The organism is Streptomyces globisporus (assembly GCF_003501885.1).
Classification (GTDB): Bacteria; Actinomycetota; Actinomycetes; order Streptomycetales; family Streptomycetaceae; genus Streptomyces; species Streptomyces globisporus_D.
Window position 1 is genome coordinate 1 of sequence record NZ_QWFA01000335.1, and the last position, 3,102, is coordinate 3,102.

Here is a 3,102-nt window from a genome sequence, read left to right on the forward strand (position 1 = left end):
GCCCCAGCCTCATCTGGCTGACCCCCGGCACCCCCCACCACTACGGCGCCGACCCCGGCACCGGCTGGGACGAGAGCTTCGTCGACTTCACCGGCCCCGCCACCGCCACGTACACCGAACTCGACTACATCGAACCCGAACGCCCCCTCGTCCCGCTCGCCGACACCGCCGCCCCGCGCGCCGCCGTCGGCCGCATCGTGCGCGCCGCCCGCCGCGGCAACCCCCTCCTGGAGGTCGAGACCGGGGCCGCCGTCCACGAACTCCTCGTCTCCCTGCGCCGCGCCCGCGCCGACATCGGCCCCGACGGCGACCCGGTGCTCCAGGCGCTCGCCCGCGACGCCTACCAACCGCTCACCGTCGCCCAGCACGCCTCCCGGCACGGCATGACCCCCGCCGAACTGCGCAATGCCGTACGACGCGGCGCCGGGTGCAGCCCCAAGGACTACCTGCTCGGCATCCGCCTCGGCCGGGCCAAGGAACTCCTCGCAGCCACCGACCTCCCGGTCGCCGCCGTGGCCCGCCGTGTCGGCTACGACGACCCCGCCTACTTCTCCCGGCTCTTCGCCCGCCGGGTCGGCACCGCCCCCGTCCGCTTCCGCGAACAGCAGGGGCGCAGCGTGCCCGGCGGCTGGAGCGACCAGGTGCCCGACCCCGACGACCCGCCGACGATCGGGCCGTGAGGGCGGCCGTCTATCCTCGCTGACCATGAGTACGAGCGAGATCGACGCGACCGTCCGGGCCGAGCTGAACCGGCTGCGCGAGAGCATCGACAACATCGACGCCGCCGTCGTCCACATGCTGGCCGAACGCTTCAAGGCCACCCAGCAGGTCGGCCGCCTCAAGGCCGACCACAAGCTGCCGCCCGCCGACCCCGCCCGTGAGACCCGCCAGATCGCCCGGCTCAGGGAACTGGCACAGAGCGCCAATCTGGACCCGGCGTTCGCCGAGAAGCTGCTGAACTTCATCATCGCCGAGGTGATCCGCCACCACGAGCGGATCGCCGAGGAAGCGGAGAACGGCGAGGTGCGGAACGCCTGAGCGGCTACCGGGCCGGCCGTCGCAGTCCCACCCGCCCCGCAAGCCACGCGCCGAGCACCGCCCCCACGGCCGGCCCGAGCACGTACACCCACAGCCGCCCGGTGTCCCCGGCCAGCAGCGCCGGGCCGAACTGCCGTCCCGGGTTCGCCGATCCGCCGCTCAGCGGCCCGAGCACCCCGATGACCAGGGCCGTCGTCAGCCCCACCGCGTACGGCAGCACCATACGCCCGCCCGGCGACGCCAGCAGCACGGCGAGCATCAGCGTCGACCCCACAAGGACCCCCGCCTCGGCCGCCAGGACCGCCGCGTCGCCCCACGCCGGATCGGCCCGCACCGAGGCGTGGCGGACCGGCGGGCGCCCGGTGACCGGACCCTACACCAGCCCCGCGCACCACACCCCGAACACCGACCCGGCCAACTGGGCCACCGTGTACGGCACGACCTCGCGGCCGGGGAAGACCCCGAGCCGCCAGAGGGCGAGGGTGACGGCCGGGTTCAGGTGGGCGCCGGAGCACCGGCCGGGCGGGGACAGCATGAACAGGGTGAGCAGGGTCCCGACGACACAGCCCAGCACCGCCGGACGCGCGGCCGCCGCCCCCGGGTCCGGCCCGACGAGCCACCGCACCGCCGTCACGATCAGGAACAGCAGCAGCGCGGTCAGCGCCGCCTCGCAGACGGCCCGCGGCAGCACGGCACCGGGACCGGGACCGGCGTCGGGATGGGGACCGGCATCAGGACCGTGCGGGGGCTCCGGTGACCGGGGGCCGATCGCGGTGGGCCGGACCTCGGGCCCGGGTCTCGGAACGACGGGTTCGGGCGCAGGCGTGAGCGTCATGAGGGACGTCCTCGGTACTCGGTGTGCCGCGCCGAGGAGATGGTAAGCGGCAACAGCCCCCGGGGGGTATCCACCCGGCACGATCACGCCACTTGCCCGCCCGTCCGCCCAGGGAGAACCCCGCTGCGCACGCCGTCCCCCGTACGGCAGCATGGGGCCATGTCCGTACTGACGCGCGACGAAGCGCAGACCCGAGCCCAGATCCTCGACGTGGAGCGGTACACGATCGCCCTCGACCTCACCACCGGCGAGGAGACCTTCGACTCCGCCACCGCCATCCGGTTCACCGCCCGCGCGGCCGGAGACACCTTCGTCGAGGTCAAGCCCGCCACCCTGCGCTCGATCAGTCTCGACGGACAGCCCCTGGACCCTGCCCTCCTCGACGGCAACCGCTACCCCCTCACCGGGCTCACCGCCGGCCCCCACGAACTGCACATCGACGCCGCGATGCACTACTCCCGCACCGGCGAGGGCATGCACCGCTTCACCGACCCCACCGACGGCGAGACCTACCTCTACACCCAGCTGTTCATGGAGGACGTCCAGCGCGTCTTCGCCGCCTTCGACCAGCCCGACCTCAAGTCCGTCTTCGCCATCGACGTCACCGCCCCCGCCGGCTGGACCGTCCTCGGCAACGGCGTCGCCGAACGCACGGGGGAGGGGCGCTGGACCATCGCCCCCACCCCCCTCATCTCCACCTACCTCGTCGCCATCGCCGCGGGACCCTGGCACTCGATCACCACCGAGCACGCCGGACTGCCCTTCGGCATCCACTGCCGCCGCTCCCTCGCCCCGTACCTGGACGCCGACGCCGACGAGATCCTCGACATCACCCGCGCCTGCTACGACCGCTACCACGAGAAGTTCGACGAGCCCTACCCGTTCGACTCCTACGACCAGGCCTTCGTCCCCGAGTTCAACGCCGGCGCCATGGAGAACCCCGGACTCGTCACCTTCCGCGACGAATTCGTCTACCGCTCCGCCGTCACCGACACCGAACGCCAGACCCGCGCCATGGTCATCGCCCACGAGATGGCCCACATGTGGTTCGGCGACCTCGTCACGCTGACCTGGTGGGACGACATCTGGCTGAACGAGTCCTTCGCCGAGTACATGGGCTACCAGACCCTCACCGAGGCCACGCGGTTCACCGACACCTGGGTCGACTTCGGCGTCGCCCGCAAGGGCTGGGGCTACGACGCCGACCAGCGCCCCACCACCCCGTGAAC

The 3,102-nt window shown here is 72.9% G+C and carries 4 protein-coding genes and 1 pseudogene; 3 read left to right on the top strand and 2 right to left on the bottom strand.

The window, feature by feature from the left end; all coding sequences use genetic code 11:
• Both D3105_RS33105 and D3105_RS33110 read left to right on the top strand, forming a co-directional pair.
• On the top strand, window positions 1–680 hold a 680-nt coding region (locus D3105_RS33105), incomplete at its 5' end, for a helix-turn-helix domain-containing protein (protein WP_133305743.1).
• Window positions 681–705: 25 nt separating this feature from the next.
• Window positions 706–1,038 carry a chorismate mutase gene (locus D3105_RS33110; protein ID WP_118906518.1) on the top strand — a complete coding sequence of 111 codons (333 nt, stop codon included), beginning with the start codon at window positions 706–708 and terminating at the stop codon, window positions 1,036–1,038.
• 4 nt (window positions 1,039–1,042) lie between these two features.
• On the opposite strand, the gene D3105_RS35640 is transcribed toward D3105_RS33110, so the two are convergent.
• Together D3105_RS35640 and D3105_RS35645 are read right to left on the bottom strand one after the other, a co-directional pair.
• Complete coding sequence (locus D3105_RS35640; RefSeq protein ID WP_240647116.1) at window positions 1,043–1,372, bottom strand: aquaporin; 330 nt, start codon at window positions 1,370–1,372, stop codon at window positions 1,043–1,045.
• Between the two features lie 39 nt (window positions 1,373–1,411).
• Complete coding sequence (locus tag D3105_RS35645) at window positions 1,412–1,873, bottom strand: aquaporin (protein WP_240647117.1); 462 nt, start codon at window positions 1,871–1,873, stop codon at window positions 1,412–1,414.
• A gap of 159 nt (window positions 1,874–2,032) precedes the next feature.
• Between D3105_RS35645 and D3105_RS33120 the strand changes: the two are divergent.
• Window positions 2,033–3,094 (top strand): annotated as a pseudogene (locus D3105_RS33120) (M1 family aminopeptidase); the annotation flags it as partial.
• Window positions 3,095–3,102 lie beyond the last annotated feature (8 nt).